General features: G+C 67.0%; 29 protein-coding genes and 1 pseudogene. 22 read left to right on the top strand and 8 right to left on the bottom strand.

The features are described 5' to 3' along the window. Nucleotides 1-107 precede the first annotated feature (107 nt). Nucleotides 108-1,871 (bottom strand): fatty acyl-AMP ligase, encoded by a 1,764-nt coding sequence (locus tag KF783_RS00585; RefSeq protein WP_294075947.1) that lies wholly within the window; start codon nucleotides 1,869-1,871, stop codon nucleotides 108-110. A gap of 133 nt (nucleotides 1,872-2,004) precedes the next feature. Between KF783_RS00585 and KF783_RS00580 the strand changes: the two genes are divergently transcribed. From KF783_RS00580 to KF783_RS15770, 6 genes and pseudogenes are all read left to right on the top strand, one after another. After that, on the top strand, nucleotides 2,005-2,538 hold the full coding sequence (locus tag KF783_RS00580; protein ID WP_294075946.1) for a RecX family transcriptional regulator: 534 nt from the start codon (nucleotides 2,005-2,007) through the stop codon (nucleotides 2,536-2,538). A 134-nt stretch (nucleotides 2,539-2,672) separates the two neighbouring features. Continuing rightward, a complete protein-coding gene (locus KF783_RS00575; protein WP_294076336.1) occupies nucleotides 2,673-3,188 on the top strand; it encodes a cold shock protein in 516 nt (171 codons plus the stop codon). Nucleotides 3,189-3,195: 7 nt separating this feature from the next. Further along, nucleotides 3,196-3,657, top strand: coding sequence for a DUF192 domain-containing protein (locus tag KF783_RS00570; protein WP_294075945.1), 462 nt, complete (start codon nucleotides 3,196-3,198; stop codon nucleotides 3,655-3,657). 59 nt (nucleotides 3,658-3,716) lie between these two features. After that, a complete protein-coding gene (locus KF783_RS00565) occupies nucleotides 3,717-4,700 on the top strand; it encodes an alpha/beta fold hydrolase (protein WP_294075944.1) in 984 nt (327 codons plus the stop codon). 42 nt (nucleotides 4,701-4,742) lie between these two features. Beyond that, a complete protein-coding gene (locus tag KF783_RS00560; RefSeq protein ID WP_294075943.1) occupies nucleotides 4,743-5,135 on the top strand; it encodes an NADH:ubiquinone oxidoreductase subunit NDUFA12 in 393 nt (130 codons plus the stop codon). Further along, a pseudogene (locus KF783_RS15770) lies at nucleotides 5,135-5,575 on the top strand (DUF2155 domain-containing protein); the annotation flags it as partial. The gene KF783_RS00560 and the pseudogene KF783_RS15770, both read left to right, overlap by 1 nt. A 35-nt stretch (nucleotides 5,576-5,610) precedes the next feature. Here the strand turns inward: KF783_RS15770 and aat are convergent. After that, nucleotides 5,611-6,360: a leucyl/phenylalanyl-tRNA--protein transferase gene (gene aat, locus KF783_RS00550; RefSeq protein ID WP_294075942.1), complete on the bottom strand. Its 750-nt coding sequence runs from the start codon at nucleotides 6,358-6,360 to the stop codon at nucleotides 5,611-5,613. Then, nucleotides 6,357-7,109 carry a ParA family protein gene (locus KF783_RS00545; protein ID WP_294075941.1) on the bottom strand — a complete coding sequence of 251 codons (753 nt, stop codon included), beginning with the start codon at nucleotides 7,107-7,109 and terminating at the stop codon, nucleotides 6,357-6,359. The genes aat and KF783_RS00545 overlap by 4 nt, the downstream gene beginning before the upstream one ends. Before the next feature lie 196 nt (nucleotides 7,110-7,305). On the opposite strand from KF783_RS00545, the gene KF783_RS00540 reads away from it, so the two are divergent. From KF783_RS00540 to KF783_RS00525, 4 genes are all read left to right on the top strand, one after another. Then, nucleotides 7,306-7,953, top strand: a complete 648-nt coding sequence (locus KF783_RS00540) for a DUF1013 domain-containing protein (RefSeq protein ID WP_294076335.1) — start codon at nucleotides 7,306-7,308, stop codon at nucleotides 7,951-7,953. 81 nt (nucleotides 7,954-8,034) lie between these two features. Next, nucleotides 8,035-9,129, top strand: coding sequence for an MBL fold metallo-hydrolase (locus KF783_RS00535; protein ID WP_294075940.1), 1,095 nt, complete (start codon nucleotides 8,035-8,037; stop codon nucleotides 9,127-9,129). A 39-nt stretch (nucleotides 9,130-9,168) separates the two neighbouring features. Continuing rightward, nucleotides 9,169-10,035, top strand: a complete 867-nt coding sequence (locus tag KF783_RS00530) for a dienelactone hydrolase family protein (protein WP_294075939.1) — start codon at nucleotides 9,169-9,171, stop codon at nucleotides 10,033-10,035. Between the two features lie 24 nt (nucleotides 10,036-10,059). Beyond that, a complete protein-coding gene (locus tag KF783_RS00525) occupies nucleotides 10,060-10,689 on the top strand; it encodes a glutathione S-transferase family protein (RefSeq protein WP_294075938.1) in 630 nt (209 codons plus the stop codon). Between the two features lie 7 nt (nucleotides 10,690-10,696). On the opposite strand, the gene KF783_RS00520 is transcribed toward KF783_RS00525, so the two are convergent. The 4 genes from KF783_RS00520 to KF783_RS00505 form a co-directional block, all read right to left on the bottom strand. Further along, nucleotides 10,697-11,077: a hypothetical protein gene (locus tag KF783_RS00520; RefSeq protein WP_294075937.1), complete on the bottom strand. Its 381-nt coding sequence runs from the start codon at nucleotides 11,075-11,077 to the stop codon at nucleotides 10,697-10,699. 125 nt (nucleotides 11,078-11,202) lie between these two features. Further along, the gene (gene acnA / locus KF783_RS00515) at nucleotides 11,203-13,872 is read right to left on the bottom strand and encodes an aconitate hydratase AcnA (RefSeq protein WP_294075936.1); all 2,670 of its coding nucleotides are present in this window, start codon (nucleotides 13,870-13,872) and stop codon (nucleotides 11,203-11,205) included. Between the two features lie 143 nt (nucleotides 13,873-14,015). Next, a complete protein-coding gene (locus KF783_RS00510; protein WP_294075935.1) occupies nucleotides 14,016-14,933 on the bottom strand; it encodes a XamI family restriction endonuclease in 918 nt (305 codons plus the stop codon). After that, nucleotides 14,930-16,321 carry a DNA cytosine methyltransferase gene (locus KF783_RS00505; protein WP_294075934.1) on the bottom strand — a complete coding sequence of 464 codons (1,392 nt, stop codon included), beginning with the start codon at nucleotides 16,319-16,321 and terminating at the stop codon, nucleotides 14,930-14,932. Before KF783_RS00505 ends, KF783_RS00510 begins: the two co-directional genes overlap by 4 nt. A 35-nt stretch (nucleotides 16,322-16,356) precedes the next feature. Between KF783_RS00505 and KF783_RS00500 the strand changes: the two genes are divergently transcribed. From KF783_RS00500 to KF783_RS00480, 5 genes are all read left to right on the top strand, one after another. Next, entirely contained in the window at nucleotides 16,357-17,166 is an 810-nt protein-coding gene (locus KF783_RS00500) for a hypothetical protein (RefSeq protein ID WP_294075933.1), read from the top strand. Between the two features lie 277 nt (nucleotides 17,167-17,443). Then, nucleotides 17,444-18,298 carry a helix-turn-helix domain-containing protein gene (locus tag KF783_RS00495; protein WP_294075932.1) on the top strand — a complete coding sequence of 285 codons (855 nt, stop codon included), beginning with the start codon at nucleotides 17,444-17,446 and terminating at the stop codon, nucleotides 18,296-18,298. A gap of 105 nt (nucleotides 18,299-18,403) precedes the next feature. Continuing rightward, on the top strand, nucleotides 18,404-18,925 hold the full coding sequence (locus KF783_RS00490; protein WP_294075931.1) for a hypothetical protein: 522 nt from the start codon (nucleotides 18,404-18,406) through the stop codon (nucleotides 18,923-18,925). A 60-nt stretch (nucleotides 18,926-18,985) separates the two neighbouring features. Further along, nucleotides 18,986-19,210, top strand: coding sequence for a hypothetical protein (locus tag KF783_RS00485; protein WP_294075930.1), 225 nt, complete (start codon nucleotides 18,986-18,988; stop codon nucleotides 19,208-19,210). A 73-nt stretch (nucleotides 19,211-19,283) separates the two neighbouring features. Beyond that, a complete protein-coding gene (locus tag KF783_RS00480; RefSeq protein WP_294075929.1) occupies nucleotides 19,284-20,780 on the top strand; it encodes an ATP-binding protein in 1,497 nt (498 codons plus the stop codon). A 13-nt stretch (nucleotides 20,781-20,793) separates the two neighbouring features. Here the strand turns inward: KF783_RS00480 and KF783_RS00475 are convergent, their stop codons facing one another. Beyond that, complete coding sequence (locus KF783_RS00475; protein WP_294075928.1) at nucleotides 20,794-21,549, bottom strand: TlyA family RNA methyltransferase; 756 nt, start codon at nucleotides 21,547-21,549, stop codon at nucleotides 20,794-20,796. Between the two features lie 161 nt (nucleotides 21,550-21,710). Here KF783_RS00475 and KF783_RS00470 point away from each other — a divergent pair, with 161 nt between their 5' ends. The 7 genes from KF783_RS00470 (at nucleotide 21,711) to hslU (ending at nucleotide 26,712) form a co-directional block, all read left to right on the top strand. After that, entirely contained in the window at nucleotides 21,711-22,265 is a 555-nt protein-coding gene (locus KF783_RS00470) for a glycosyl hydrolase 108 family protein (protein WP_294075927.1), read from the top strand. A gap of 1 nt (nucleotide 22,266) precedes the next feature. Continuing rightward, nucleotides 22,267-22,680: a holin family protein gene (locus KF783_RS00465; protein ID WP_294075926.1), complete on the top strand. Its 414-nt coding sequence runs from the start codon at nucleotides 22,267-22,269 to the stop codon at nucleotides 22,678-22,680. A gap of 93 nt (nucleotides 22,681-22,773) precedes the next feature. Beyond that, nucleotides 22,774-22,941, top strand: coding sequence for a hypothetical protein (locus KF783_RS00460; RefSeq protein WP_294075925.1), 168 nt, complete (start codon nucleotides 22,774-22,776; stop codon nucleotides 22,939-22,941). 13 nt (nucleotides 22,942-22,954) lie between these two features. Continuing rightward, entirely contained in the window at nucleotides 22,955-23,692 is a 738-nt protein-coding gene (locus KF783_RS00455) for a hypothetical protein (protein WP_294075924.1), read from the top strand. A 33-nt stretch (nucleotides 23,693-23,725) separates the two neighbouring features. Next, a complete protein-coding gene (gene hslV, locus KF783_RS00450; RefSeq protein WP_294075923.1) occupies nucleotides 23,726-24,277 on the top strand; it encodes an ATP-dependent protease subunit HslV in 552 nt (183 codons plus the stop codon). Between the two features lie 44 nt (nucleotides 24,278-24,321). Then, a complete protein-coding gene (locus KF783_RS00445; protein ID WP_294075922.1) occupies nucleotides 24,322-25,386 on the top strand; it encodes an FAD-dependent oxidoreductase in 1,065 nt (354 codons plus the stop codon). 33 nt (nucleotides 25,387-25,419) lie between these two features. Further along, nucleotides 25,420-26,712, top strand: coding sequence for an ATP-dependent protease ATPase subunit HslU (gene hslU / locus KF783_RS00440; RefSeq protein ID WP_294075921.1), 1,293 nt, complete (start codon nucleotides 25,420-25,422; stop codon nucleotides 26,710-26,712). Nucleotides 26,713-26,759 lie beyond the last annotated feature (47 nt).

Raw genomic sequence — 26,759 nt, 5'->3', positions numbered from 1 at the left:
CACGGGTATAGCCGCAGGCAGGTTAGCGAGAGGTTAGGCCCCCGTCGAAAACGGAGACATTTTTTGCCTCGCGTTTTGCCTCGCGCCGGCGCACCGGCGGCGACGGATCAGGCGGCGATGTCGTAAGGCTTGATCTCGCCCGCGAGATACAGGTTGCGCGCCTTCGCCCGGCTCAGCTTGCCAGAGCTCGTCCGGGGCAACGTGCGCGGGGGGATCAACTCGATGACGCAATTCATACCGGTCACGGTACGCACGCGCTCGCGGATTTCCTCGCGCAGCTTCTGACGTTCGGAATCGTCGCTCGTGCGGCACTGAACCAGCACGGCGGGGGTTTCCTCACCCCCCGGCGTGGTGATCGCGAAGGCGGCGATGTCGCCCTGTTTGAACCCGGGCAGCTGCTCGACCGCCCATTCGATGTCCTGCGGCCAATGGTTCTTGCCATTGACGATGATCATGTCCTTCGCTCGCCCGACGATATAGATATAACCTTCTGAGATATAACCCATATCACCGGTATCGAGCCAGCCGTCCTGCATGCAGGCGGCGGTCGATTCGGGATCGCGGAAATAGCCGACCATGACGCTCGGGCCACGGCACCACACCTTGCCGATCGCCTTTTCGGGAAGCGGAGTGCCGTCTTCCTCGCGAATCTCGATCTCCATGTCCTTGACCGGCTTGCCGCAGTTCACGATCGCGCGGAACCGCTGGGGGCGGTCGCCGCCATGATCGCCACCGGAAAGCTGCGTCTCCTCGACCAGTTCGACGACGATGCCTTCGCCCGGCGGCATGATCGATACCGCCAGCGTCGCCTCGGCCAGGCCATAGCTCGGCAGGAAGGCCGACGCCTGGAACCCGGCATCGGCGAACGCATCGACGAACGATTGCATGACGTCCGGCCGGATCATGTCGGCGCCATTGCCCGCCACGCGCCAGCGCGACAGGTCGAACCGGTCCGACGCCTTGGTCTGGCTCGACATGCGTCGCGCGCAGATGTCGTAGCCAAAGGTGGGCGAATAGGAGAGGGTGGTCCCCTTGTTCCGGCTGATCAGATCGAGCCAGGCCAGGGGGCGGCGGGCGAAATCCTCGGTCTTGAGATAATCGGTCGACACCTGGTTCGCGACGACCGACAGGAAGCAGCCGACCAGCCCCATGTCGTGATACCAGGGCAGCCAGGAAACGCAGCGGTCGCCTTCCTGAAGATGCATGCCGTGGCTGTGCGCCGACAGGTTGTTGAGCAGCGCGTGGTGCGTGATCGCGACGCCGTGCGGAAAGCGCGTCGATCCGCTTGAATATTGCAGATAGGCGATATCGTGGGTGCTCGCCTGGGGCAGCGCCGCTTCGGGGGCGTCGCGGGTCGCAAAGCTCTCCCAGTCGATCCCATCGACATTTTTCATGCGGGCGGCCTCGCCCGCCATCGCCGCCAGTTCGGCGGGGTAGAACAGCATCTTGGGGTCGCAGCTGTCGAGTTGCACCGAAAGCTGGTCGATATAATGCTGGCTGCCACCAAAGCTGGTCGGCAGCGGTAGCGGAACCGGCCACGCGCCGGCATAGATCACACCAAAGAACAGCGCCGCGAATTCGGTCCCGGTCTCGGCGATCATCGCGATCCGGTCCTCGGGCTTCACGCCCGCCGCGATCAGGCGATACGCCTGTTCCAGCGCGTCCGCGCGCATCTCGCGATAGGGATAGGCACGGGTCAGCGTGCCGCGCGCGTCATGGAAATTCAGGCCGCGCTCGCCCTGCGCCGCATAGTCGAGCGCATCGCCCAGCGTCGCGAATTCCGCCAAGCGGCGGGGAAGGGTGTCGTCGGTCGGCGTCGGCTGCAACGCCGCACCGTTCGTTTCGACCTGATCCTTGACGTTCAAAGCCATATTTCAATCCGTGCCCCTGATCGTGACAGGCAGCCCGCCGTTCGATGACGTTCGGCCCCACATCGGAAATGCGGGCGGCACTGCTACGCACTGTCGTTCAAATTCGGTTGGCAGTGTGGCACAAACAAGGCGCATGCGCCGCGATCGCCGTCCTCCGCCGCCTCTCGACGCCGCCGCGCTGGAGCGGTTGGCGCTGCGCTATGTCGAGCGGTTCGCCACCACGCAAGGGAAACTCGCCGCCTATCTGGCGCGGAAAATCCGCGAGCGGGGGTGGGAGGGCGATGCCGTCGATCCCGTCGCGATCGCCGAACGCTTCGCCGAACGCGGCTATATCGACGATCGCCTCTATGCCGAATCAAAGGCGGCGTCGATGGCGCGGCGTGGCCTTGGCGCGCGCCGGGTCGGCCAGGCGCTGCGCCATGCCGGCATCGGTGCGGACGATGCCGAAGCGGTCGCCCCGGCGATCGCGGCGCGTGCCGCCGAAACCGCCATCGCCTTTGCGCGCCGGCGGCGGATCGGTCCGTTCGCCACCCAGGTGCCGGACCGCGCGCAGATCGCGAAACAGGTCGCGGCGATGGTCCGGGCCGGTCATGCGCCGGCGCTGGCGTGGCGGATCGCCGGCATGGATCCGGGGGAAAGCGTCGAATCGTTGCTTGATGAAGTTTAACCACAAAGGATTCGCAGGTTTCGGACATGCTGTGTTAATGTCTGCGGTCAGGGGGAAAGTTTGTAATGCGTGCCGACGTTCAGCGGGTGTCGAGCGGGTTTGGCGAAGCGTCGTCCGACGCGTCCGCCCACGACATGGTCGATCCGGGCGAAACGCATGCCGGCGTCGTGAAATGGTTCGACGTGACCCGTGGCTTCGGCTTCCTCGTCGCCGACGACGCGGATGCAGGCGATATCCTGGTCCATTTTTCCGTGCTCCAGTCCCATGGACGGCGTAGCCTGCCCGAAGGCGCGCGGATCGAATGCGTCGCGGTGCGGCGCGACCGGGGACTTCAGGCGCGCGAGATCCTGTCCATCGATCTGACCGACGCGGTCGAGCCGGTGCGCGCGCGGGCCGGTTCGGCCGATCGTGCGGACCGGCTGGAACTGATCGAGTCGGCGGGGCCGTTCGAACCGGTGAGCGTCAAATGGTTCAATCGGCTGAAAGGCTATGGGTTCCTGGTGCGCGACGGCGATTCCGCCGATATATTCGTGCATATGGAAACCCTGCGCCGGGCGGAGATTTATGACGTCGAACCCGATCAACAACTGCGTGCTCGTATCGTCGCGGGCGAAAAGGGGCCGCTCGCGGTCGTGGTGGAGGCGGACTGACCACGCCTTGCCTGCCGCGCTGGCCGCGCTGGCCCTGCTGCCCTCGTGTAGCGGCACCGCTCCCACCGACGCGCCGCCGAAGCAGGCGATGGCGAACGCGGTCGTGACGATCGACACCGGTGCGGCGAAGCACGTCTTCAAGGTGGAAGTGGCGCGCACGCCCGCGCAGCAACAGCAGGGTCTGATGTTCCGTACCGCCATCCCGGCCGACGCCGGAATGCTGTTCTCCCCCTATCCGGCAGAGGGCGGGGGGCCGCGTGAGGCGAGTTTCTGGATGAAGGATACGCCCAGCCCGCTCGACATCATCTTCATCCGCGCCGACGGGACGATCGCGCATATCGCGGAAAATACCGTGCCGTTCTCGACCGATCCGGTCCGCTCGGGCGAGCCGGTGGCGGCGGTGCTGGAGATCAATGGCGGCAAGGCTGCGGAACTGGGCATTTCGCCGGGTGACAAGGTCAGCTGGTGATCGCGCTTGCCAGGTACGGAATTTGATTTAATGATGATATCATAATTCAGGAGGAATTTATGAGTCGTCATTCGCTCGCGACCGCCGCCGCAGCCGTCGCCACCCTGTCCGTTTCCCCCTTCGCCCCCATTCTGACCGCGCCAGCGCGTGCGCAGGCCGGCGTCCCGATCGAGGCGGCGGGGCCGGAGGGGCCGCTCGCCGGCACCTTCATCGACGCGGGAAAGGGCGCGCCGGTCGCGGTGATCATCCCCGGCTCGGGGCCGACCGACCGCGACGGCAACAGCCCGATGGGGGTCACGGCGGGCTATCTGCGCCTGCTGGCCGAGGGGCTGGCCGGCAAGGGTGTCAGCAGCGTGCGCATCGACAAGCGCGGCATGTTCGGCAGTCGCGCCGCGGTGAAGGATCCCAACAGCGCGACGATCGCCGGTTACGCGGCCGATACCGGCGCCTGGATCGAACGCGTACGGGCGATGACGGGCGCGTCCTGCGTCTGGGTGGTCGGCCATAGCGAGGGCGCGCTGGTTGCGCTCGCCGCCGTCGGGTCGCAGGCGCATGTCTGTGGGCTGGTCCTGGTCGCCGGTCCCGGCCGGCCGCTCGGCACGATCATGCGCGAACAGTTCCGCGCGAACCCCGCAAATGCGCCCTATCTGGATTCGCTGAACGGACTGCTCGACGCGCTGGAGGCGGGAAGGACCGTTCCCGCCGCCGATCTGCCCCCGGTCATCGCGCCGATGTTTCCTGCGGGGGTGCAGATCTACCTCATCGATGTCTTCCGGCACGATCCGGCGGCGATGGCGCGGGCGTATAAGGGGCCGATAATGATCGTGCGCGGCACCCGCGACATCCAGGTGGCGCAGGCGGATGCGGACGCGCTGCGCGCCGCCGCACCCGCTGCCACCTATCTGTCGATCGACGGGATGAATCACGTCCTCAAGCGGGTGGAGGGCGACGATCGCGCCGCGAACCTTGCCACCTATGCCGATGCCAGCCGTCCGCTGGCGCCCGGGCTGGTCGATGGCATCGCGGCGTTCATCAAGCGATGAACGCCGTTGCCCGCGGGCGCGGTGGCGCGTAAAGCGCGGGCCATGGGAATCCTCGCGAACATCTTCACCTGGTGGAACGGATCCACCTTCGGCACCTGGGTTGGCCTGCGCGGCATGGGCAAGGTCGGCGAGGATGCGCTCGGCAACGTCTATTATGAAGGCGGGCAGGACATGCACGGCATGACCCGTCGCTGGGTGATCTACAAGGGGTCGAACGATGCCAGCCGGGTGCCGCCCGACTGGTCGAGCTGGCTCCATCACCAGATCGACGACGTCCCGGATCGCGCACTTCCGCCGGTGCGCGCGTGGGAAAAGCCGGCCGCCGCCAATCTGACCGGCACCGCCGCCGCCTATCGCCCGGCCGGCGCGCTGGAGCAGGGCGGCGCGCGGATCGGCGCGACCGGCGATTACGAAGCCTGGACCCCCGGCGCCTGATGTCGCGTCCCCGGACCGCCGCGCTGCTGCTGGCGCCGCTGGCGCTTGCCGCATGCGACGGCATCGGCATCGGTGGCAGCACACAGAACAAGACCGCCGCCGCCGACCGGGTCGAGGTCGCGCCCAAGGGCGGTGAGGCCGCAGGTGGCGACATCGTGACCGTCGATTCCGGCCTGGCCGCCGCGCCGGCTACCGGCGTCACGCCGATGAGGGACCGGGTCGCAGTGCTGGGCCTGCTCAACAAACGCAACAGCGAAACCCGCGAATTCAAGCTGAAGCCGGGTCAGGCGGTGCGCAGCGGCGACGTGATTGTCCGCCTGCGCGCATGCGAAAAGACCGCCCCGTGGGAGGGGGATCAGGCGACCGGCGCGTTCGTCCAGGTGGATATTCGCGGTACGGACGACAAATGGACGCGCGCCTTTTCGGGCTGGCTGTTCAAGGAAAAGCCGGCGCTCAACGTCGTTCAGCATCCGATCTACGATGTCTGGGTCAAAAGCTGTGCGATGACCTTTCCCGAAACCGGCGGGCAGGTCGTCTCCGAATCGTCGGGTGACGCTTCGCCCAAGCGGTCGAGCGCGCCGAAATCGGCATCGACCCCGGCCGCGCCGGTCGCCAGGCCCGCCACCCCGTCGCCGAGCGAGGCCGACAAGAGCGACAGGTAACGGTCGCGCGGCACCTCCACCGCGCCCAGCGAGGCGAGGTGATCGGTCATGAACTGGCAGTCGAGCAGCGTAAATCCACCGACCTTCAATCGGGCGGCCAGCGCGGCGATCGCCACCTTCGACGCGTCGCGCGCCCGGCTCACCATGCTCTCGCCGAAAAACGCCCGGCCGAGCGCCAGCCCGTACAGGCCGCCCGCCAGCCGCTCGCCCTCCCACACCTCGACCGAATGGGCGAAACCGCGCCGGTGCAGCTCGATGAAAACCGTCTCGATCGCGGCGTTGATCCAGGTGTCGGGCCGGTCCGGGGCGCTTTGGGCGCACAGCGCGATCACCTGGTCGAACGCGGCGTCGGCGGTGATGCGAAAGCGTCCGCGCACCAGCGTCCGGCGCAACGATCGGGACAGGTGAAACCCATCGAGCGGCAGGATCGCGCGCTGACGCGGCTCGACCCAGAACACACTGGCCTCGTCGCGATGCTCGGCCATCGGGAATACGCCCATCGCATAGGCACGCAACACCAGATCGGGGTCCAGCTCGCTGGCGCGCGGGGTGGGGCGGGTCACGCCGTTCCCCCTGCCTTGACGGAGCCGCCTGCGATCCGGTGCTCGACCGCGCGCCACAGGTCGGCGAAGGCGCGGCCGGCAACGCTGCGCGGTGCGTAGCTGCCCACCGGCGCGCGGCGGGTTGCCATTGCCTCGACCACGCTCGCCATCGGCACCACCGGCCAATCCGGATGCCGGGCCAGCGCCTCGGCATGCAGCTTTCGGCGGCGATCGACCATGGCATGGACCGGCATCAGCCGTTTCCCGGCCTTGCCGCCCAGATGGGCCTTAACCTCCGCCAGCGCGCGTTCGGACAGGGGGGAGGGGATGACCGGCACGACGATCAGATCGGCGGCGCGCATCACCTGTTCGCTGGTTTCCGTCAGCCCCGGCGGACAATCGAGCAGGACCTGGTCATAGGCGCCGCCCAGCTGGGTGAGCAGCTTGGCGAGCCGCTTCTTCTTGTCCAGCTCGTGGAACAACAGGTCCAGCGAGCGGAGTGAAGCATCCGCGCCGATCAGGTCGAGCCGGGCGATCCCCGTCGCGCGCGCCAGCTTCGCCGCTGCGACGTCGCGGGTGAACACCGCCTGCGCCGGGGCCTTGGTCGCCTTCGCGTCCGCGCCCAGCAGAAAGGTCGATGCCGCCTGCGGATCCAGGTCCCACAACAGCGTCTGTCGCGATGACAGCGTCGCCGCGCACCAGGCGAGATTGACCGCCAGCGTCGTCTTGCCGACGCCGCCCTTCAGACTGTAGATCGCGATCGTCGCCACGCGTCCGCCTCCCTTGCGCACAGTCTCGCGTGCCAAGGTGACGAAGCGATGACCGCGACGCAAGAGCGGTGTGCGGCATTTTCCCGATACCGGGCTTGCCTCGCGCGGCGCGGAAGCCTAGATCGGGGCGCGTTACGGCCGCCCGGTGAGGGCGGCCCTTATTGTTTCTGGAGACTTTGACGTGGCCCAGCCGCTCATGCCGCACGCGACCGCTTCCTGGCTGGTCGATAACACCGCCCTCAGCTTCGAGCAGATCGCCGAATTCTGTGGTCTCCACATCCTGGAGGTTCAGGCGATCGCCGACGACACCGCCGCGACCAAGCTGACCGGTCGCGATCCGGTCCGCGCGCACGAGCTGACGATGGAAGAAATCGAAAAGGGTCAGGCGGACCCCGACTATCGCATGAAGATGAGCAAGGGGCCCGAGCAGGTGCGCCGGACCAAGGGGCCGCGCTACACTCCGGTGAGCAAGCGGCAGGACAAGCCCGACGGCATCGCGTGGATCATCCGCAACCACCCGGAAATTTCGGACGGGGCGATCGGCAAGCTGATCGGCACCACCCGCAACACCATCGCCGCGATCCGCGATCGCAGCCACTGGAACATCGCCAACATCGTTGCCAAGGATCCGGTGACGCTGGGCCTGACCACCCAGCGCGAACTGGACGCAGCGGTGGCCAAGGCGGCGAAGGCCGCCGGCATCGAGGCGCCGGTCGATACCCGTCTTGAGGGCGATCGCGAGGCGCTGCTCGAACAGCTGCGCGCCGAGCGTGAGGCGGCATCGCGCGAGGATGCGGGCGTCGTCGAAAGCGACGGCGGGTTCGTCGATCCGTTCAAGCGCTGATCGGCAGCGACCCCGAATTTCGAATGTGCCGGACGGCGCGGCGTCTCGACAAGCGGGACCCGCGCCGTCACTGTTTCGGGCATGACCGCCCCGACCTATGTACCCGACTTTTCGCTGACTGAGGATGAGAGCTTCGTCGCGACCAGCCATCGCGGTTTGACCTATCCGTTCGGTGCGCGGACGCCCGAACCCGGTACGGCGATCGCCGTCGCGCCCGGGGTCCATTGGGTGCGAATTCCGATGCCCGGGCCGCTCGCCCATATCAATTGCTGGCTGATCGCGGACGGGGCGGGGGTGACGCTGGTGGACAGCGGCCTGAACGTCGAGGAGGCGGTGACCGAATGGCGCGCACTCTTCACCGCCGATCCTCTGGTATCGCGATCGCCTGTGCGGGTGATCTGCACCCATTTTCACCCCGACCATGTCGGGCTTGCCGGCTGGTTCTGTCGCAAGTTTCGGGTGCCGCTCTGGATGACGCGCGGCGAGTGGCTGACGCTCCGGGCGCTCGTCGCGGATGCACGGGACGACGTGCCGGAGGAGCAGCTCGCCCTCTGGCGCGCCGCCGGCTGGGATGCGGATCAGATCGCGGCGGCGTCGGCGCGCGGTTTCGGGCGGATGCGGCGGATGGTCGCACCGGTCCCGCTCGGCTATCGCCGTATCGTCGATGGTGAGCGGATCGCGATCGGGGACAGGCAGTGGCAGGTGGTGGTCGGATCGGGCCATTGTCCCGAACATGCCTGTCTGTGGAACGCGCATGACGGCCTGCTGATCGCCGGCGATCAGGTGCTGCCGCGGATCAGCTCGAACGTCTCGCTCGGCGTTACGGAGCCTGAGGCGGACCCGCTGGGCGAATGGTTCGCCTCGATCGACAGGCTGATGGAGCTGCCCGGCGACCTTCTGGTCCTTCCGGCGCATGGCGAACCCTTTACCGGCCTGCACGTCCGCCTGGCCGCGCTGCGCGACGAACATCGCAAGCGGCTGGACATCGTCCATGCGCACCTGGCCGAACCGCGCCGCGCGATCGATTGCTTCGGCCGGATGTTCCGGCGGAAGATCGAGGGCGACATGCTGGGCCTGGCGACCGGTGAGACGCTCGCGCATCTGCGCCGGCTGGAGGTGGAGGGGCGCGCGGTGCGTGAGGTACGCGACGGCGTCTGGTGGTATCGCGCGGCCTAGGCTAGGCTCGCGTTCGGGCCGGGGATCGAGGAGAGCTGCATGTGTGACGATCTGACCCAGGCCGATAATGAACGTGCGTTCGGCACGATGTCGCGCCGCGATTTCGGCGGACTGGGCGGCGCTGCGGCGCTGGCGATGTTCCTGCCGGCGCCTGCACAGGCAAAGGCGATCAAGCGCCGCGACGTGACGATTGCGACACCGGACGGCATCGCCGACGCCTATTTCGTCGCGCCGGCGGCGGGGCGACATCCGGCGGTGCTGGTCTGGCCCGACATCATGGGCCTGCGCCCGGCCTTTCGGAAGATGGCCGACCGGCTCGCCCAGTCGGGCTATGCCGTGCTCACCGTCAACCAATTCTATCGCTCGGCAAAGGCGCCGATCATGGCGGAGGGTGAGAATTTCGGCCAGCCGGCGGTCCGCGAACGGCTGATGGGTTGGCGCAAGCTGATGCCGCCGGAGGCGGTGATGCGCGACGCCGCGGCCTTCGGCGCCTGGCTCGACAAGCAGCGCGAGGTCGATGTGAAACGCGGCATGGGGACCACCGGCTATTGCATGGGTGGCCCGATGACGATGCAGACCGCCGCGACGCTTCCGGGCCGGGTACGCGCCGGCGCGTCGTTCCACGGCGGCGGCATCGCCACCGACAAGCCGGACAGCCCCCATCTGCTCGTCCCGAAGATGAAGGCCAGTTTCCTGTTCGCGGTCGCGGAGAATGACGACAAGCGCAACCCGCAGGAAAAGGAGACGGTACGCGCCGCCTTTGCCGCCGCCGGCCTGCCCGCCGAGATCGAGGTCTATGCCGGCACGCTGCACGGATGGTGTCCGCCCGACAGCCAGGCCTATAATCAGGTTCAGGCCGAAAAGGCGTGGGGGCGTCTTCTCGCTCTGTTCGGCAAGACCCTCTGATCTCCTGACGGAAGGACGAACGCGATGACGCTCACCCTCTATACCAATCCGATGTCGCGGGGGCGCATCGCGCGATGGATGCTGGAGGAGACCGGCGCCGCCTATGACACGGTCGTGATCGACTATGGCCCGCGCAGTCCCGACTTTCTCGCCGTCAATCCGATGGGGAAGGTGCCGGCCATCGTCCATGACGGCACGGTCGTCACCGAATGCGCGGCGATCTGCGCCTATCTGGCCGATGCCTTTCCCGATGCCGGGCTGGCGCCGCCGCTGGACCGGCGCGGCGCCTATTATCGCTGGCTGTTCTTCGCTGCGGGGCCGCTCGAACAGGCGGTGGCCTCCCGCTCGATGGGATGGAGTATTGACGACCCGCAGAAGCAGGGGATGCTCGGCTTTGGCAGCTACGATCGCACGATCGACGTGCTGGAGGCGGCGGTCGGCGCGGTCGGGGCTGGCTGGCTCGCCGCCGATCACTTCACCGCAGCCGACCTGTATGTCGGCGCGCATCTTGGCTGGGGAACCGCCTTCGGGACGATCCCCAGGCGCGACGTGTTCGTGGCGTTTGTCGATCGGGTGCAGGGGCGCGAGGCGGCGCAGCGCGCCAATGCGAAGGACGACGCGCTCGCCGCAGAGCGTCAGGCGCAGCCCGGCTGAGGCGCGGTTACTTCAGTTTCTGCCCGCACACGATTCGGAACGCGGCATCGCGCGCCGGATCGGCGATCTTCTGACGCGGGCGCTTGTCGGCCGGAAAAACACGTTTTTTCAGTACTTTTCCCGCCGCGACCGCCGCCTGGCCCCGCAGTTCGGTGATGCCGGCCTTACAGTCCATCGCCACGATGCCAAAGATCGTCGTCTGCACGCCCAGCGTTGTGGTGCGCGTATGGAACACACGCCACCGGCCATCCCGCGCGATGCTGTCGAGGTCGATCGCCAGCGTCGCATTCGCCCCGCCCGGAACGGTGCGCCAGCGCTCGGCCAGCGCCGGCGCGGCGCTCAGAATCGCAATCGCGGCGGTGGCGGCGATGATCGGTCTTGGGATCATGTCAGCGACTTTCCGTTATCGACGCGGCGCCACCCGGTTCGCCCGGACGGCTGCCGCGCGTGCGGCGCATCCGGCGATGGTCCCGGCACCGCCAGGCCCGATCGCCGCACGCGCCGCAGCGCACCTCATGCCGCGAGCTTCCGCAGCACATATTGCAGGATGCCGCCGTTCAGGAAGTAATCCAGTTCGTTGACGGTATCGATCCGGCAGCGGGTCATGAACGTCTCGGTCGATCCGTCGGCGCGGGTCAGCTTCACCTCGACATCCTGACGCGGCCGGATCGCGCTGACCCCGGTGACGGTAAAGGTCTCGCTGCCGTCCAGCTTCAGCGTCTGGCGGGTGACGCCCTCCGCGAACTGGAGCGGAAGCACGCCCATGCCGACCAGGTTCGAGCGGTGGATCCGCTCGAAGCTTTCGACGATCACCGCGCGCACGCCCAGCAGGTTGGTTCCCTTCGCCGCCCAGTCGCGCGACGATCCGGTGCCATATTCCTTGCCCGCGACAATCACGAGCGGGGTGCCGTCGGCGCGGTGCTTCATCGCCGCGTCGTAGATCGGCATGGTCTGCCCGTCATAGGCGGTCATGCCGCCCTCGACCCCCGGCACCATCTCGTTGCGGATGCGGATATTGGCAAAGGTGCCGCGCACCATGACATTGTCGTTGCCGCGACGCGCGCCATAGCTGTTGAAGTCCGCCTTGCTCACCTGGCGCTCCATCAGCCAGCTGCCGGCGGGGCTGTCCGCCTTGATGCTGCCGGCCGGGCTGATGTGGTCGGTGGTGATCGAATCGCCCAGGATCGCCAGCGGCTTCGCCTCGATGATGTCGCTCACCGGCGCTGGCGTCATCGTCATCCCGTCGAAATAGGGCGGATTGGCGATATAGGTGCTCGACACCGGCCAGTTGTAGGTCGCTGATCCTTCGACTGAAATGGCTGACCAGTGCTGGTCGCCCTCGAACACGTTTGAATAGCGCGAGCGGAACATCTCGTCGTCGATGTTCGCGGCCATCATGTCGGCGACTTCCTGGTTCGTCGGCCAGATGTCCTTGAGGTACACCGGCCCGTCGGTGCCTTCGCCGATCGGGGTTTCGACCATGTCCTGCGTCACCGTCCCCTTCAGCGCATAGGCGACGACCAGCGGCGGCGAGGCGAGGAAGTTGGCGCGCACGTCCGGCGACACGCGTCCTTCGAAGTTGCGGTTGCCCGAAAGGACCGACGCGGCGACGATGTCGTTGCCGTTGATCGCCTTGCTGATCGGCTCCGCCAGCGGCCCCGAATTGCCGATGCAGGTGGTGCAGCCATAGCCGACCAGGTTGAACCCGATCGCGTCGAGATCGTCCTGAAGGCCCGACTTGACCAGATAGTCGGTCACGACCTGCGATCCGGGCGCCAGGCTGGTCTTGACCCACGGCTTGCGCGTCAGGCCCTTTTCGCGTGCCTTTTTCGCGACCAGGCCGGCGGCGATCAGCACCGACGGGTTGGAGGTGTTGGTGCATGAGGTGATCGCCGCGATCACCACGTCGCCGTCGCCAATGTCATGGCCGGCGCCATCGACCGGAACGCGGTGGCTGTTCTCACGGTCATACAGCTTGAACAGGTCGCTGTTGAACACCTCGTCCACCTTGTTCAGGCTGACGCGGTCCTGCGGCCGCTTCGGCCCGGCCAGGCTGGCGGTCACGCTTCCCATGTCGAGTTCCAGCGTGTCGGTGAACACCGGGTCGGCCATGCCGTCGTGGCGCCACATGCCCTGCGCTTTGGCATAGGCCTCGACCAGCGCGACATTCTCCTCCGGACGCCCGGTGAGGCGCATATAGTCCAGCGTCTTCTCGTCGATCCCGAAAAAGCCGCAGGTCGCGCCATATTCGGGCGCCATGTTGGCGATCGTCGCGCGATCGGCCAGCGTCATCTGCGACAGGCCGGGGCCATAGAATTCGACGAACCGGCCGACCACGCCCTTGGCGCGCAGCATCTGGGTCACCGTCAGCACCAGATCGGTCGCGGTGATCCCCTCGTTCAGCTTGCCGGTCAGCTTGAACCCGACGACTTCGGGGATCAGCATCGAAACCGGCTGGCCCAGCATCGCCGCTTCCGCCTCGATCCCGCCGACGCCCCAGCCCAGCACGCCCAGGCCGTTGACCATCGTGGTGTGGCTGTCGGTGCCGACCAGCGTGTCGGGATAGGCGATCGTCGCGCCGTCGGACGCCCTGGACGACCAGACCGCCTGCGCGATATATTCCAGGTTCACCTGGTGGCAGATGCCGGTGCCGGGCGGCACCACCTTGAAATTGTCGAGCGCCTTCGATCCCCATTTCAGGAATTCATAGCGTTCGGCGTTGCGCTGATATTCCAGCTCGACATTGTCCTCGAACGCCTTGGGCGTGCCGAATTCATCGACCATGACCGAATGGTCGATGACCAGGTGGCAGGGAACCTGCGGATTGATCTTCTGTGCGTCGCCACCCAGCTTCGTGATCGCGTCGCGCATCGCCGCCAGATCGACGACACAGGGGACGCCGGTGAAATCCTGCATCAGCACGCGCGCGGGGCGATACTGGATCTCGCGGTCCGATCGCGCGTCCTTCTGCCAGTCGACGATCGCCTGCGCATCCTCGGTGGTGACGGTCGATCCGTCCTCGAACCGCAGCATGTTTTCCAGCAGCACCTTCATGCTGAACGGCAGGCGCGAAACGTCGCCGAGTTTCGCCGCCGCCTTTTCGAGGCTGTAATAGGCGTAGCTCTGTCCGCCCACGGTGAGCGTGTCGCGCGTTCCGAGGCTGTCCTGGCCGATGGCAGTCATGATGGGGTCCCTTTCCCTCAAATCAGTGGGCGCCGGGGCGGCCAGGGGAGGCGGCAGGATGCCGCACGGGACGCCGCGGTGCTGCGAATGCGAAGATTCGAGCGCGCGATAGCAGGGCATCGGGGCGGGGGGAAGGGGAGGGGCTAACCGGCGTTCGTGTTGTCGTCGATCCACTCCGCGAACAGGTCGAGGCGGTGCGCCCAAAAGACTTCGACGCCGGCGTCAAGCAATCTCTGGACATCCTGAAATTTGATGACGCCCTGAAGCACGGCGGCCGGTCTGACGAAGGTTCCCCAGTGATGCTTCCACGCGGCCGCCTTTTTGAGAACGTCATTTACGCGTTTGACCGAGTTGGTCTCGTCATTGGTTACCTTGCACTCCATCGCCAGAACGACCGTACCGCCAAGGCCGCAAGCGATATCGACTTCCTGCGCCTCGTTCGGGCCGCTGGCGAACCGGGTCTTGTGCATGAAGGACATCGCCGGAATTTGCCCACCGGTCGATACGATACCGCTCTGAAGCTTTGTCCAGCGCCGCTCTTCGAGCACCGCGATGACGGCGCCTTCCTGAAGCGCGGCCAGGCGCTGACGGCTGGTCGTCGAAACCTGTTGGCTTGCTATCAGGGGTGCGACCGCGCTGATCGTGGCGAAAAGCTCGCGCAACTCGGGCGGGCGCCCCCGATCGATCCATGGGGTCATGCGACGCGAGCGTCGTTCGTTGAAGATCGCGGCTACGGCGTCAGCAATCGCGGGTTTCAGGCCCTTGCCCGTTTTCTCCGTACCTTTGGGCCAGCCCGGACAGATGAGCCGGAATTGGTCCTGACTTATCGGTGGGGCAAGAAAGTGCCGCAGCGCGAGCGTGTGTATGCCGCTTTGGACGAGCGCGCCCGATACGTCCCCGAGAAAATTCGAGGTGCGCAGAAACGCGACGATCGCCCGTCGTGCAAACCAGAGCGCGGTTTTCCAGTCTTCGGCGTCGCTCGCCGCGTTGCGGTCGGCGAGATAATGACCGCGCGCTTCGGCGCAGAATTCGGCGTGGTCGGCAGCGCTGGCCAACGTCAAGCGCCGGCCGCGCGCCATTGCGAGCGCGCGAAACGCCGGTTCGGCGCCGCGCGCCGCGATGCGCCGTTCCGTGCCTCTTCGCGTTCGGTGTAGCGAATCGCCGAAGAGAGTTGATCCGAGAGGGGTGTCAGCGCGTCGGTCCGCAGCGCGCCGGTGGCACCTGCGCCGACCTGATGCATCGACAGCGCTTCGCCGAGCCGACGGCCCAAAAGCGGTGGAACGGCATTGCCGATCAGGCGGTATTGATCCTGCCGACGCCCCTCAAACTGCCAGTCGAGCGGAAAGGTTTGAATGGCAGCGCACTCGCGCGGGCTGAGGCGCCGCAGCCCCAGGACAGGGTCGCGGACCCAGTCCTGTTGCGCATTGGCGGTGACCGTCCGTGCCGGCAGCGCGGGATCGGCGATGAACGCGCCCTGTTTATAGCCCCAATGACCGCCGGGTCGGGTCGATTCCGCCTTGCCCGGGCTCTTCACCCCGGAACCGGGCGGGATTCCCCGCAACTGTTCCGCCAGCTTTCCCGAAGGGCGAATGATTTCATCATCCTGAAGCGGCGAAAGTTCAGCCAGTGCCTCCCCTAGCGTGAGCCAGGGTTGGAGACCGGGTTCGGGATTCCTGCCGTGCGAGGGTGCCGGGAATGCGAAGGGATCGCCCGAACGATAGCCGAACACGATGAGCCGCACGCGCCGCTGAGGGACGCCATAGTCCGCCGAGTTCACGAGCGTCACTTCGGTCTGGAAGCCGGCGTCGAGAAGGCTCCGTCGGATCGCTTCCAGGGCAGAACCAGGCCGTCCGTCCGGCCCACGCGCGGTCAGCAGCCCGCGCACATTCTCAAACATCAGCCAGCGCACATCGAGTTCGCCCGCGATCCGGACGAAATCGTTGAACAACTGTCCGCGCGGATCGTCGAACCCCTTTTGATGTCCGGCGCTGCTCCATGACTGGCAGGGCGGGCCGCCGACGAGCAGCGGAATGTTGCCGCGCGATTTGCCGATGCGTGAAAGAATGTCGTCGCCGGCGAGCGAGCGAACGTCCGCTTCCTCGATCAATGCGCCGTCGAAGAATGCGTGACCGTTCCGCTTATGTGCCGCGTTACGCCGGAGGGTCGCGACCGCGACGGGATCGATGTCAGCTGCGTAATCGGTAAGCCATCCGGCCATTTCCAGACCGATATCGAGACCGCCCGCACCTGAAAATAGCGAAACAAAACAATTGCTTGCCATTTTCGACCTCCCTGACTTCGTTTCGATACCGCGCCAAGCGGACGGTGACAACCGGTGACCGCCGGAATGGGAAACAATTACGACATGTTCATTGTATGTTCCTATCGCGGCGGCGCGTGACTGGCAATTGTTCCCAAAATGTTCTTTCCTACACGTCCCATATTGCATAGGTGATTTCCCCAAAGCGGGACGAGGGACGGGGCATGCACAAGCGATATATCCGGTGGTCGGCGGATACCGAGACGGCGTTTGTGCTGGCGCTGCGGCAGACGGGCCAGGTGCGGCTGGCGGCGACGGCGGTGGGGCGGTCGGTCGCCGGGGCTTACAGGCGGCGGGCGGGGTCGGCGAGCTTTGCGGCGCGGTGGGAGCTGGCGGTGGCGGAGCATCGGCTGGACGCGGTCCCGCCCGAGGAGCGGCGCGGGGCGGCGGGGAGCGTGGCCTGGCCGGTCGCGGCGCCGGAGACACGCGAGCGGTTCGACGGGTGGACGCCGGTGCGGCGGCGGGCGTTCCTGCGCGCGCTGTCCGAGACGGGGACCGTGAAGGCGGCGTGCGAGCGCGTGAAGATTTCGGACAGGTCGGTCTATCGGCTGCGCGCCGCATCGACCGATTTTGCGCGGGACATGGCGGCGGCGCTGGAGCGATCGACGCCGATGCTGGAGCAGGTCGCGTGGGAACGCGCCGTCGAAGGCTGGGACGAGCCGATCGTGATGCGCGGGGAGGTGGTCGGCACGCGGCGGCGCTATTCGGAGACGCTGCTGCGCACCCTGCTGAGCCGCGAATGGGCGGCGTGCGTGGCGGAGCGCAAGGCGGCGGCACATGAGGCGGCGAGGGCGCCGGCCGCCGAGCCGATGTTCGCCGAGTCGAGCGAGACCGACGCGACGTTGAACGCGCTGCTCGACAAGCTGGCGCACAAGCGGCGCGCGCAGCTGCTGGCCGCAGCCGAGGCGTGGGAGGCGTATCAGCGGCGCGTTTACGCGGGCGATGGCGACGGGTGGGTGCGGACCCCGCGATGAGACGCGCGCGCGGACATCCCGCGAAATTTTTCCTGCGGCGAAGCTTTGCCTGCGGCCCTTGCCCCGACTCCCGCGATGGGGCGGTCGCCAGGGACACGGGGGCGGTGCAGGTCGCCCTGGCGGCGCGGATATCCCGAACCCTTTGCCCGGCAACGAAGAAACCCGTTTCACTCGACGCGTGTCGCGCCTAATCGTGCGACATGCCTGGACGCGACGGCACCGTCGGCGGGGCAATGATGAGGTGCGAATGGGGGGCGCTGCGCAAAGCACGGCACGGATGCGGTTCTTTCCGATCCGGCCCGAACTGACCCGGTATCTGACCGCGATCTACCTCAACGACATCGATGTCCCGCCGGGCGAGCGGATGATCGACATGCTGCACCCCGAATGGGCGAATCTGCGCTTCATGGAGGGCGATCCCGGAATCGGGTCGATCGGTCCGGGCGAGATGACCCCGACACCCGTGTGCGTGCTGGCCGGCCCGACCTGTCACGCGACGCGGTTCGAACTCGGCACGATCCGCAGTTGGGGGATCGGGTTCCTTCCGCTGGGCTGGACCCGCTTCTTCGCCGCTTCCGCCGAACATTATGCGGATCGTGCGGTCGATGCCGAACAGGATCCGGTCTTTGCGGCGATCGCGCGGCTGCGGCCCCAGCTCGCCGATCCGCATGCCGACCCATATGCACAGGCGGAGGCGATCAATCGCCACCTGATCGACCTGCTCGCCGATGCGCCGCCCGACGATCCGGCGGTGGTGCGCGCCCATGCCGCGCTCGCCGATCCCGATGTCGGGACGGTGGCGGACCTGGCCGCGCGGGCCGAGGTGTCGGAGCGTTCGCTGGAGCGGCTGAGCCGGAGGGCCTTCGGGTTTCCGCCGATGCTGCTGCTGCGCCGACAGCGGTTCCTGCGCACGCTCGGCGCGGTGATGCTGGACGCCTCGCGCAGCTGGTCCGCGGCGCTCGACCTTCATTATTACGACCAGTCGCATTTCAACCGCGACTTCACGCGCTTCATGGGGCTCACGCCGCGTGCCTATATGGCGAAGCCGCATCCGGTGGTGGATGCCGCGGTGCGCGGGCGCATGGCCGCTGCCGGCGCGCCGATGCAGGTGCTGCACCGCCCGGATCCATGAACCGCGCGCGTGTCGGAAATATCCAATTCGGTCCGCCGCGCCTCGTCCACCTTTGCTCCCCTGACTGCGCAGTTGCGTCAGGAATAGCAGGGTGGAGATGCTCGCATGAAATTCGTTTCTTTCGTGGCCGCAGCGGTGACGCTTATCGGCGCGGTACCGGCATTCGCGCAGGCCAATCCGACCGCCGCCGAAACCCAGGCGGCGCGCTCGCGCGGGCCGTGTGGCGACCCGTGGGTGACGATCGCGCTCGAAACGGTCTATGGTCGCGTTCCCGACCGGCTTCACTGCTCGATTTCGCTCTACAATGGCGGGCGCTGGTCCAGCTATGCCGAGTTGCTGGGCGCGGTGCGGGCCGGGCGCTATTCCTTCCGCCCCGTCCGGATCGACGGCAACGGGCCGCTCGCCGGCCGCTTCGCGCTCGGGATTTTCCAGGGCGGTTCGCTGGTCGCCGCAGGCGGCGGCAACATGGTGGCGGCGGGGGGCGGCAATATGGTCGCCGCGGGCGGTGGCAACATGGTTGCCGCGGGGGGCGGCAACGTCATCCTTCAGAACGGCAACGCGCTCGTCTCGCCGACGCCCGGTGCCTATGGGCTGAGCGGCGGCACCCCGGTGCGCGTGATCAACTGACGCTGAATGCCTGCGCGGGTGCGATCCGCGCAGGCCATCGTCCACAGGGGCCAGGTGCCGATGTCGGATCATTGGGTCGATGCGCTGCGACTGCTCAGTATCGTCGGGCTGAGCTATGGCGCGTGGCAGGGATGGCGCCGCCGCCCACCCGCGCTTCGGCATGCGGGGCGCGCCTATTATCGCCTCGCCGATGGCCGCTATTGCACCCGCTGGGGCCGCGTCGTCACCGATCCGGCGACGCTGGCCGCCCTGTCCGCCGCGTCGCAGGCGCCGCCCGACCCCTGACATTCGTCGGCATCGCGAAACTTTGCCTGCGGCCCTTGCCCCGACTCCCGGCGATGGGCCAAAGCCGTTCGCAATGACTGCCCGCATCGACATGGGAATGGACGGCGGCGGCAATCCGGTTGCCGTCGATCTGGAGGAACTGCTCGCGACCCGCCTGCTGGTGCAGGGCAATTCGGGGTCGGGAAAGTCGCACCTGCTGCGCCGCCTGCTGGAGGGCAGCGCGGGGCTGGTGCAGCAGGTGGTGATCGATCCGGAGGGGGACTTTGTCAGCCTGGCCGATGCGTTCGGCCATATCGCGGTCGATGCCGCCGAATATTCGCTCCCCGAACTGGGCCGGCTGGCCAGCCGCGTGCGCGCGCACCGCGCGTCGGTGGTGCTGAACCTGGAGGGGCTGGAGGTCGATGGCCAGATGCGCGCGGCGGCGGCATTTCTGGCGGCGCTGTTCGATGCGCCGCGCGAACATTGGTATCCGGTGCTGACCGTGGTCGATGAGGCGCAGCTGTTCGCGCCGGCGGCGGCGGGCGAGGTGGCGGAGGACGCACGCCGTGCCTCGCTGTCCGCGATGACCAACCTGATGTGCCGGGGGCGCAAGCGCGGCCTGGCCGGCGTCATCGCGACGCAGCGGCTGGCGAAGCTCGCAAAGAACGTCGCGGCGGAGGCGTCGAATTTCCTGATGGGGCGTACCTTCCTCGACATTGACATGGCCCGCGCCGCCGACCTGCTCGGCATGGAGCGGCGCCAGGCGGACACGATCCGCGATCTGGCGCGGGGCGAGTTCCTCGCGCTTGGCCCGGCGATCACGCGCCGGCCGCTCTCGGTCAGGATCGGCGCGGTCAAGACCGGGTCGAAGGGCGGCAGCCCCAAGCTGACCCCCCTGCCGGAAGGGCCGAGCGAGGATCTGCGCGACATGCTGTTCGCGCCGGCCGCAGAGGATGAGGCGCCACCCCCGCCGCCGCCCGCACCGGTGCCGATGGCCGATCTGCTGGGCCGCGTCGCCGCGCCCGCGCCGGTCGCAGTCCCCGATATGCCGGCGCTGGATGCGGACGAACAGGCGCGGGTCCGTCGCGCCGTGATCGCCGAGATCGCGGCCGAGGACGCGCGCGTGCCGCTGCCCAATGCCTATCAGGATTATGGCGTGCGGTGCCGTATGCGGGGCGTGGAGGGGGGGAGCGACCTTGCCGCCTTCCGCCAGGCGCTGGCGCTGGCGCGCGCGGGGATCGACGATGCGGAGGGGTGGGACGAGGCATTGGGCCTCGCGGCCTCCCTGCCGGAGGAGATGCTGGCGCCTTTTCTGGGCATCGCACGCGCAGCGCGGGCTGGAGAGGCGTGTCCCAGCGATTCCGCGATCGCGGCGCTATATGGCACCAGCTCGATCGGGCGGGCGAAGCGGATGCTTGCCCATATCGAGGAAAAGGGGCTGATCGTCACCCGCACCGACCTGTCGGGAAAGCGCAGCGTCAGCCTGCCGCATCTCGGCTGGACCACCGCGCCGGCCTGGCCCGATCCGGCGAACCCGCAACGCCCGGGACGAACCGCCGTGCGCGCGGCCGAACGCGCCAGGCTGGTCTGAGCATCGATCGGCGTCAGGGCATCAGTTCCCCCGCGCACGCTGCCTGTGCGGCGACCAGGAATTCCACATTCCCTTCGGGTCCGGTGATCGGGCTGCGCGTCACGCCCTGCACGGTCCATCCCGCCTGTTCCAGCCACGCCACCACTTCGGCGCAGACCCGCGCATGGACCGTCGGATCGCGGACCACGCCGCCCTTGCCGACTTCGTCGCGCCCGGCCTCGAATTGCGGCTTGATCAGCGCGATCACGCGCGCGCCGGCGCGGACAAAGGCGAATGGACGTTCAAGCACCTTTGCCAGCCCGATGAAGCTGGCGTCGCACACGATCAGGTCGATCGGTTCGGGGATATGGCCAGCGGTCAGGATCCGCGCGCTGGTCTGTTCATGGACCACGACGCGATCATCCTGCCGCAGTTTCCACGCCAGCTGGTTGGTGCCGCTGTCCACCGCATAGACGCGCGCCGCCCCCCGGGTCAGCAGCACGTCGGTGAACCCGCCCGTCGAGGACCCGACGTCGATCGCCACCGAACCGGCGGGATCGATCGCGAAATGGTCGAGCGCATGGGCCAGCTTCACCCCGCCGCGCGAGACCCAGGGATGGTCGCGGCCACGCACTTCCAAGGGCGCGTCGGGCGCGATCGGCTGACCCGGCTTGTCGATCCGTCGCTCGCCGGAGAAGACCAGCCCCGCCAGGATCAGCGCCTGGGCGCGCGTCCGGCTTTCGGCGAGGCCGCGATCGACGAGCAGCTGGTCGGGGCGGGATTTGGCCATGGGCGCGGGGTTTAGCGGGGCCGCACCGCTTCGTCACCCCGGCACCGCTGTCCGGCCGCCGACAGAGGTTCGAGCCGATTGTGGTGGCGGAACTGGAAAAACATCTTTCCTACAATGAACCATATAGGATAATTCGACGCCTTTCGGGACAGGAGGGACGCATGACGGTCGAACAACTCATCGATGAAGTGATCGCGCGCGAGGGGGGATATTGTGACCATCCCGCCGATCGCGGCGGCCCGACGCGCTGGGGAATCACGCTGCGGGTCGCGCGCGAACATGGTTTTGCCGGCGACATGCGGGTGTTTCCGCGCGACGAGGCGGTCGCGATCTACCGTCGGGTCTACTGGTCGCGGCCGCGCCTGATGGACGTGGCGAAGCGGGCGCCTGCGCTTGCCGGCGAACTGTTCGATACCGGGGTGAACATGGGGCCACCGGTCGGCATCCGCTTCCTTCAGCGCGCGCTCAACGCGCTCAACCGCAATCAGCGCGACTATCCGGACATGACGATCGACGGGGCGATCGGGCCGGTGACATTGCATGCGCTCGACGCGTTTCTCGCCCTGCGCAGGCCGGCGGGCGAGGGCGTGCTGCTGAAGGCGATCGAGGCGCTTCAGGGCGAGCGCTACGTCACGCTGGCCGAACGCCGCCCCGCGAATGAAGCGTTTCTCTATGGCTGGCTGGCGAACCGGATCGGTTCGAACGGGGAGGGTTGAGATGGCATTGCTCGACGGACTCATCGGCCCGATCGCCGGGCTGATCGACAAGATCATTCCCGATCCCAAGGCGCGCGACGCGGCAAAGCTGGAACTGATCCGGCTGGAAGGGTCGCAGGAATTGGAACGCGTGCGCACCCAGCTCTCCGCCATCGTCGCGGAGGCGCAGTCGCCCGATCCATGGACCAGCCGTGCGCGACCGAGCTTCCTCTACGTCATGTATGCGCTGTTGCTCTGGGCGATCCCGATGGGGCTGATCGGCGCGGTCGCGCCCGATATGGCAAAGGGGATCGCGGCGGGCATGAACGCATATCTCAACGGCCTGCCCGAACCACTCTACGCGCTCTTCGGCACCGGCTATCTCGGCTACACGGCCGCACGGCAATGGGGGAAGGTGAAGGGGGTGGAGAAATAGCGGCGGTTCAGCCGTTGGTCATTTCACGTGCGCAAATTCTATTGCGGCGAATTTCGGGTATCTATATTCGCTCCACGGGAAAAGGAGGTGCGTATGCGTGTTGCTTCTGAAGCCACTTTGAAACGTGCCGCCAAACTTCGCAGCGGCGGAAAGAGCTGGCTCCAACTGACCCGGACTCCGCAAGCGCGTCAGACCGGCCTGGATTTTTTCAAGGGCGCCAAGGGGCAGCCGCAATCGGGCAGGGCCAAGGACAAAAAGTAGGACCTGGCGCTGGATGATCGAGTCCGGTCTTTTACTGTTTTTCCTTATTCCCGGGCTTTTGTCGTACTGCGCATTTTACGGCACCTTTCATTCAGGCCGCTCGATCGCTCCGGAGCCACCAGCCCCAGGGTCGGTCGAAATTGTCACGCTGATCCTGTTAAGCGCTGCGGTCGTGCATGTCACTTCCGCGGCGTTTATTCACATCAATCACATCTTTGTCGCGAAAGTCGGGGGTATCCTTCACTTGCCGGCCGGGCTCGTCGATCCGTACGCGGCAGCTTTTCGGGCAATGGGAAGTCAAGAAGCTAGCGGCGATGCGATCGGAGGTCTGGTCGGAATAGCCCTGATGCAGGGGCTGATCGCATATGTGATCGTGCGAGCGTATCTTAGGCATCTCGCGAAATCAGATCAGCTACCAGCCTGGATCTATGGGTGGGCCGTCGATATTGCAAACGCGGCGGACAATGAAGACGAGTTTGTCGTAGCTTATGTGCTGACAACCCACGACCATTCCGACAAGACCATCGTCTATGGAGGCGTTCTATATGAGATGGGCCTGAAATCGGACGGGTGCATCACGCGGATCGCTTTGTGGGACTGCGAGCGCTATCTGGCCGATTTGAGTGCCGGGATGAACATCAAGACCCTGCCTTCGCCGTCGTCCCGCTTTCCTTTCATGATTATCGATGCGAGCCAGATTCGGAACGTCGCTTTTGAAGTCGTCGATCTGGCGGCCGATCCGGAGTCTTGATAAGCCGGGCGACCGTCCCCCATATCCCGCGCCATGAGTGACACGATCAAATGGCATGGCACCACGATCCTTTCGGTTCGCAGCAACGGGCGGGTGGTGATCGCCGGCGACGGGCAGGTGACACAGGGGCAGACGGTGATGAAGCCGAACGCGCGCAAGGTTCGCCCGCTCGGCGACGGCACGGTGATCGCCGGGTTCGCCGGTGCGACGGCGGACGCCTTTACCCTGTTCGAACGGCTGGAGGCGAAGCTGGAGCGGCATCAGGGGCAGCTGATGCGCGCGGCGGTCGAGCTGGCCAAGGACTGGCGCACCGACAAGTTCCTTCGCAACCTTGAGGCGATGCTGATCGTCGCCGACCGGACATCGACGCTGATCGTCACTGGCAATGGCGATGTGCTGGAGCCGGAGGCGGGGATCGCGGCGATCGGATCGGGCGGCAATTTCGCGCTCGCCGCCGCCCGCGCGCTCGCCGATTACGAACAGGATGCCGAAACGATCTGCCGCAAGGCGATGGGGATCGCCGCCGACCTGTGCGTGTACACCAACGACCGGCTGACCGTAGAGACGCTCGACAGCGACGATTGACGCGATAGGGTGGCGGGGTGAACGCGCCGCTTTCCCGCCGTCATGTGATCCGCTCCGCGACGCTGGGCGCGGGCGGGCTGGTCCTGACCGGTTGCGCGACGACGGCGGTGCGGACCGCGGGCGCCCCGACCTGCCTGCCGAAAGTCGATGTGTCCGCCGACCGGGTGATCCGCACCGTTGCCGGGCTGCGGCCCTATCGCCCGGCGGGTTTCCGCGTCGCGCGGGAGGCGCTGGGCGACACGGCGCTGGTGCATAATTACGGACATGGCGGGGCGGGGATCACGCTCAGCTGGGGGACGTCGAAGCTGGCGACCGCGCTCGGCCTGCCCGGACATCAGGGGCCGGTCGCGGTGATCGGTGCGGGGGTGATGGCGCTGACGACCGCGCGGCTGGTGCAGGAGGCCGGGTTTCCGGTCACGCTCTACGCTGCGGACCTGCCGCCGCACACCACGTCGAACATCGCCGGTGGGCAGGTCCATGCCTATGGCCATTTCGATCGCGACGCGGTGACGCCGGCATGGCAGGCACAGCTCGACACCGCCTATGAATACAGCGTCCGGCGGTTTCAGATCATGGTCGGGGACGACTATGGCATTCGCTGGTTGCCGACCTATGCCGGCGGGGCGAGCCGGGCCGGGCCGCACATGCCCGGCTTTCGCCTGCTGGAACGCGGCGCGCATCCCTTTGCGCAGGACCGGGTGGCGCGGTACGAGACGATGTATGTCGAGACCGGGCGCTTCCTGCGGACGCTTTCGCGCGATATCGAGATTGCGGGCGGGCGGTTCGTCGTGCGGCGGTTCAATGCGGCGAGCGAGGTGGCGGCGCTGCCCGAACGGCTGGTGTTCAACTGTACCGGCCTCGGCGCGGGCGCGCTGTTCGGCGATGCGACGCTCTACCCGATCCGCGGACAGCTCGCGATCCTCGTCCCCCAGCCGGAGGTGCGCTACGCCTATAATGGACCGGCCGGCTACATGTTTCCGCGTGCGGACGGCATCCTGCTGGGCGGGACGTTCGAGAAGCACGTCGCCGACGCGACGCCACAGCCCGACGACATCGCCGGCATCATCGCGTCGATGCGCGGATTGTTCGACGGGTTCCGCTGCGGTTGAACTCCGCGCACCGACCGCCCAAATGCGGCGCCTATGAACGACAATCTGACGCCCAAGGCGATCGTCGCCGCGCTCGACGAACATATCATCGGCCAGACCGAAGCGAAGCGTGCGGTGGCGGTGGCCCTGCGCAACCGCTGGCGCCGCCAGAAGCTGAAGCCCGACCTGCGCGACGAGGTGACCCCGAAGAACATCCTGATGATCGGCCCCACCGGCTGCGGCAAGACCGAGATCAGCCGCCGCCTGGCCAAGCTGGCCGACGCGCCGTTCGTGAAGGTCGAGGCGACCAAGTTCACCGAGGTCGGCTATGTCGGCCGCGACGTCGAACAGATCGCCCGCGACCTGGTCGAGGAGGCGATCCGGCTGGAGAAGGAACGGCGGCGCACGGCGGTGAAGGACAAGGCGGAGGCCGCGGCGATGACCCGCCTGCTCGACGCGCTGACCGGCAAGGATTCGAGCCAGGCCACGCGCGAGGCGTTTCGCGAGCGGCTGAACGCCGGCCATCTCGACAATACCGAGATAGAGATCGAGGTGGAGGCGGCACAGGGCATGCCGTTCGAAATCCCCGGCGCGGGACCGCAGATGATCAACCTGGGCGAGATGATGAAGGGCTTTGGCGGCCCGCAGTTGAAGCGGCGCAAGATGAACGTCCACGCCGCCTGGGCGAAGCTGGTCGAGGAGGAGGCCGACAAGCGGCTGGATCAGGACGATGTCGCGCGGGTCGCGCTCGCCGACGCCGAGGCGAACGGCATCGTCTTTCTGGACGAGATCGACAAGATCGCGGTGAGCGACGTGCGCGGCGGGAGCGTCAGCCGCGAAGGCGTGCAGCGCGACCTGCTGCCGCTGATCGAGGGGACGACGGTCGCGACCAAATACGGGCCGATGAAGACCGACCATATCCTGTTCATCGCCAGCGGCGCGTTCCACGTCGCCAAGCCCAGCGACCTGCTGCCCGAGCTTCAGGGCCGCCTGCCGATCCGGGTCGAGCTGAAGGGCCTGACCGAAGATGATTTCGTCGCGATCCTGTCCGACACCAAGGCGAGCCTGCCCGAACAATATCGTGCGTTGATCGGGACCGAGGGCGTGGAGGTGGCGTTCACCGGCGACGGCATCCGCGCGATCGCCCGCATCGCCGCGGAGGTGAATGGCGAGGTCGAGAATATCGGTGCGCGCCGTTTGCAGACGGTGATGGAAAAGCTGCTGGAGGACATCAGTTTCGATGCCGAGGATCGCGGCGGATCGATGCTGACCGTCGATGCCGCCTATGTCGAGGCGCAACTCGCCAGCATCGCCCGCAACACCGATCTGAGCCGTTACGTGCTCTAGCCGGCACTCCCCGCAACTCTTTGCCGCCTGCTGCATTGTCGCCAGGC

The sequence above is a fragment of the Sphingomonas sp. genome (assembly GCF_019635455.1).
In the GTDB taxonomy this organism is placed as follows: Bacteria; Pseudomonadota; Alphaproteobacteria; order Sphingomonadales; family Sphingomonadaceae; genus Sphingomonas.
The sequence above is the reverse complement of the archived record's forward strand: the minus strand, read 5'-3'. Positions and strand labels throughout refer to the sequence as shown.

What these genes read in the sequence shown, in the direction of transcription:
- KF783_RS00465 (WP_294075926.1), top strand. Translation starts at nt 22,267, where the DNA reads ATGGCATTGCTCGACGGACTCATCGGCCCGATCGCCGGGCTGATCGAC.
- KF783_RS00565 (WP_294075944.1), top strand. Translation starts at nt 3,717, where the DNA reads ATGAGTCGTCATTCGCTCGCGACCGCCGCCGCAGCCGTCGCCACCCTG.
- KF783_RS00525 (WP_294075938.1), top strand. Translation starts at nt 10,060, where the DNA reads ATGACGCTCACCCTCTATACCAATCCGATGTCGCGGGGGCGCATCGCG.
- KF783_RS00520 (WP_294075937.1), bottom strand. Translation starts at nt 11,077, where the DNA reads ATGATCCCAAGACCGATCATCGCCGCCACCGCCGCGATTGCGATTCTG.
- KF783_RS00585 (WP_294075947.1), bottom strand. Translation starts at nt 1,871, where the DNA reads ATGGCTTTGAACGTCAAGGATCAGGTCGAAACGAACGGTGCGGCGTTG.
- hslU (WP_294075921.1), top strand. Translation starts at nt 25,420, where the DNA reads ATGAACGACAATCTGACGCCCAAGGCGATCGTCGCCGCGCTCGACGAA.
- KF783_RS00505 (WP_294075934.1), bottom strand. Translation starts at nt 16,321, where the DNA reads ATGCAATATGGGACGTGTAGGAAAGAACATTTTGGGAACAATTGCCAG.
- KF783_RS00500 (WP_294075933.1), top strand. Translation starts at nt 16,357, where the DNA reads ATGCACAAGCGATATATCCGGTGGTCGGCGGATACCGAGACGGCGTTT.
- KF783_RS00470 (WP_294075927.1), top strand. Translation starts at nt 21,711, where the DNA reads ATGACGGTCGAACAACTCATCGATGAAGTGATCGCGCGCGAGGGGGGA.
- KF783_RS00455 (WP_294075924.1), top strand. Translation starts at nt 22,955, where the DNA reads ATGATCGAGTCCGGTCTTTTACTGTTTTTCCTTATTCCCGGGCTTTTG.
- KF783_RS00580 (WP_294075946.1), top strand. Translation starts at nt 2,005, where the DNA reads ATGCGCCGCGATCGCCGTCCTCCGCCGCCTCTCGACGCCGCCGCGCTG.
- KF783_RS00460 (WP_294075925.1), top strand. Translation starts at nt 22,774, where the DNA reads ATGCGTGTTGCTTCTGAAGCCACTTTGAAACGTGCCGCCAAACTTCGC.
- KF783_RS00540 (WP_294076335.1), top strand. Translation starts at nt 7,306, where the DNA reads ATGCCGCACGCGACCGCTTCCTGGCTGGTCGATAACACCGCCCTCAGC.
- KF783_RS00485 (WP_294075930.1), top strand. Translation starts at nt 18,986, where the DNA reads ATGTCGGATCATTGGGTCGATGCGCTGCGACTGCTCAGTATCGTCGGG.
- acnA (WP_294075936.1), bottom strand. Translation starts at nt 13,872, where the DNA reads ATGACTGCCATCGGCCAGGACAGCCTCGGAACGCGCGACACGCTCACC.
- KF783_RS00475 (WP_294075928.1), bottom strand. Translation starts at nt 21,549, where the DNA reads ATGGCCAAATCCCGCCCCGACCAGCTGCTCGTCGATCGCGGCCTCGCC.
- KF783_RS00480 (WP_294075929.1), top strand. Translation starts at nt 19,284, where the DNA reads ATGACTGCCCGCATCGACATGGGAATGGACGGCGGCGGCAATCCGGTT.
- KF783_RS00535 (WP_294075940.1), top strand. Translation starts at nt 8,035, where the DNA reads ATGACCGCCCCGACCTATGTACCCGACTTTTCGCTGACTGAGGATGAG.
- hslV (WP_294075923.1), top strand. Translation starts at nt 23,726, where the DNA reads ATGAGTGACACGATCAAATGGCATGGCACCACGATCCTTTCGGTTCGC.
- KF783_RS00530 (WP_294075939.1), top strand. Translation starts at nt 9,169, where the DNA reads ATGTGTGACGATCTGACCCAGGCCGATAATGAACGTGCGTTCGGCACG.
- KF783_RS00495 (WP_294075932.1), top strand. Translation starts at nt 17,444, where the DNA reads ATGCGGTTCTTTCCGATCCGGCCCGAACTGACCCGGTATCTGACCGCG.
- KF783_RS00575 (WP_294076336.1), top strand. Translation starts at nt 2,673, where the DNA reads ATGGTCGATCCGGGCGAAACGCATGCCGGCGTCGTGAAATGGTTCGAC.
- KF783_RS00490 (WP_294075931.1), top strand. Translation starts at nt 18,404, where the DNA reads ATGAAATTCGTTTCTTTCGTGGCCGCAGCGGTGACGCTTATCGGCGCG.
- KF783_RS00560 (WP_294075943.1), top strand. Translation starts at nt 4,743, where the DNA reads ATGGGAATCCTCGCGAACATCTTCACCTGGTGGAACGGATCCACCTTC.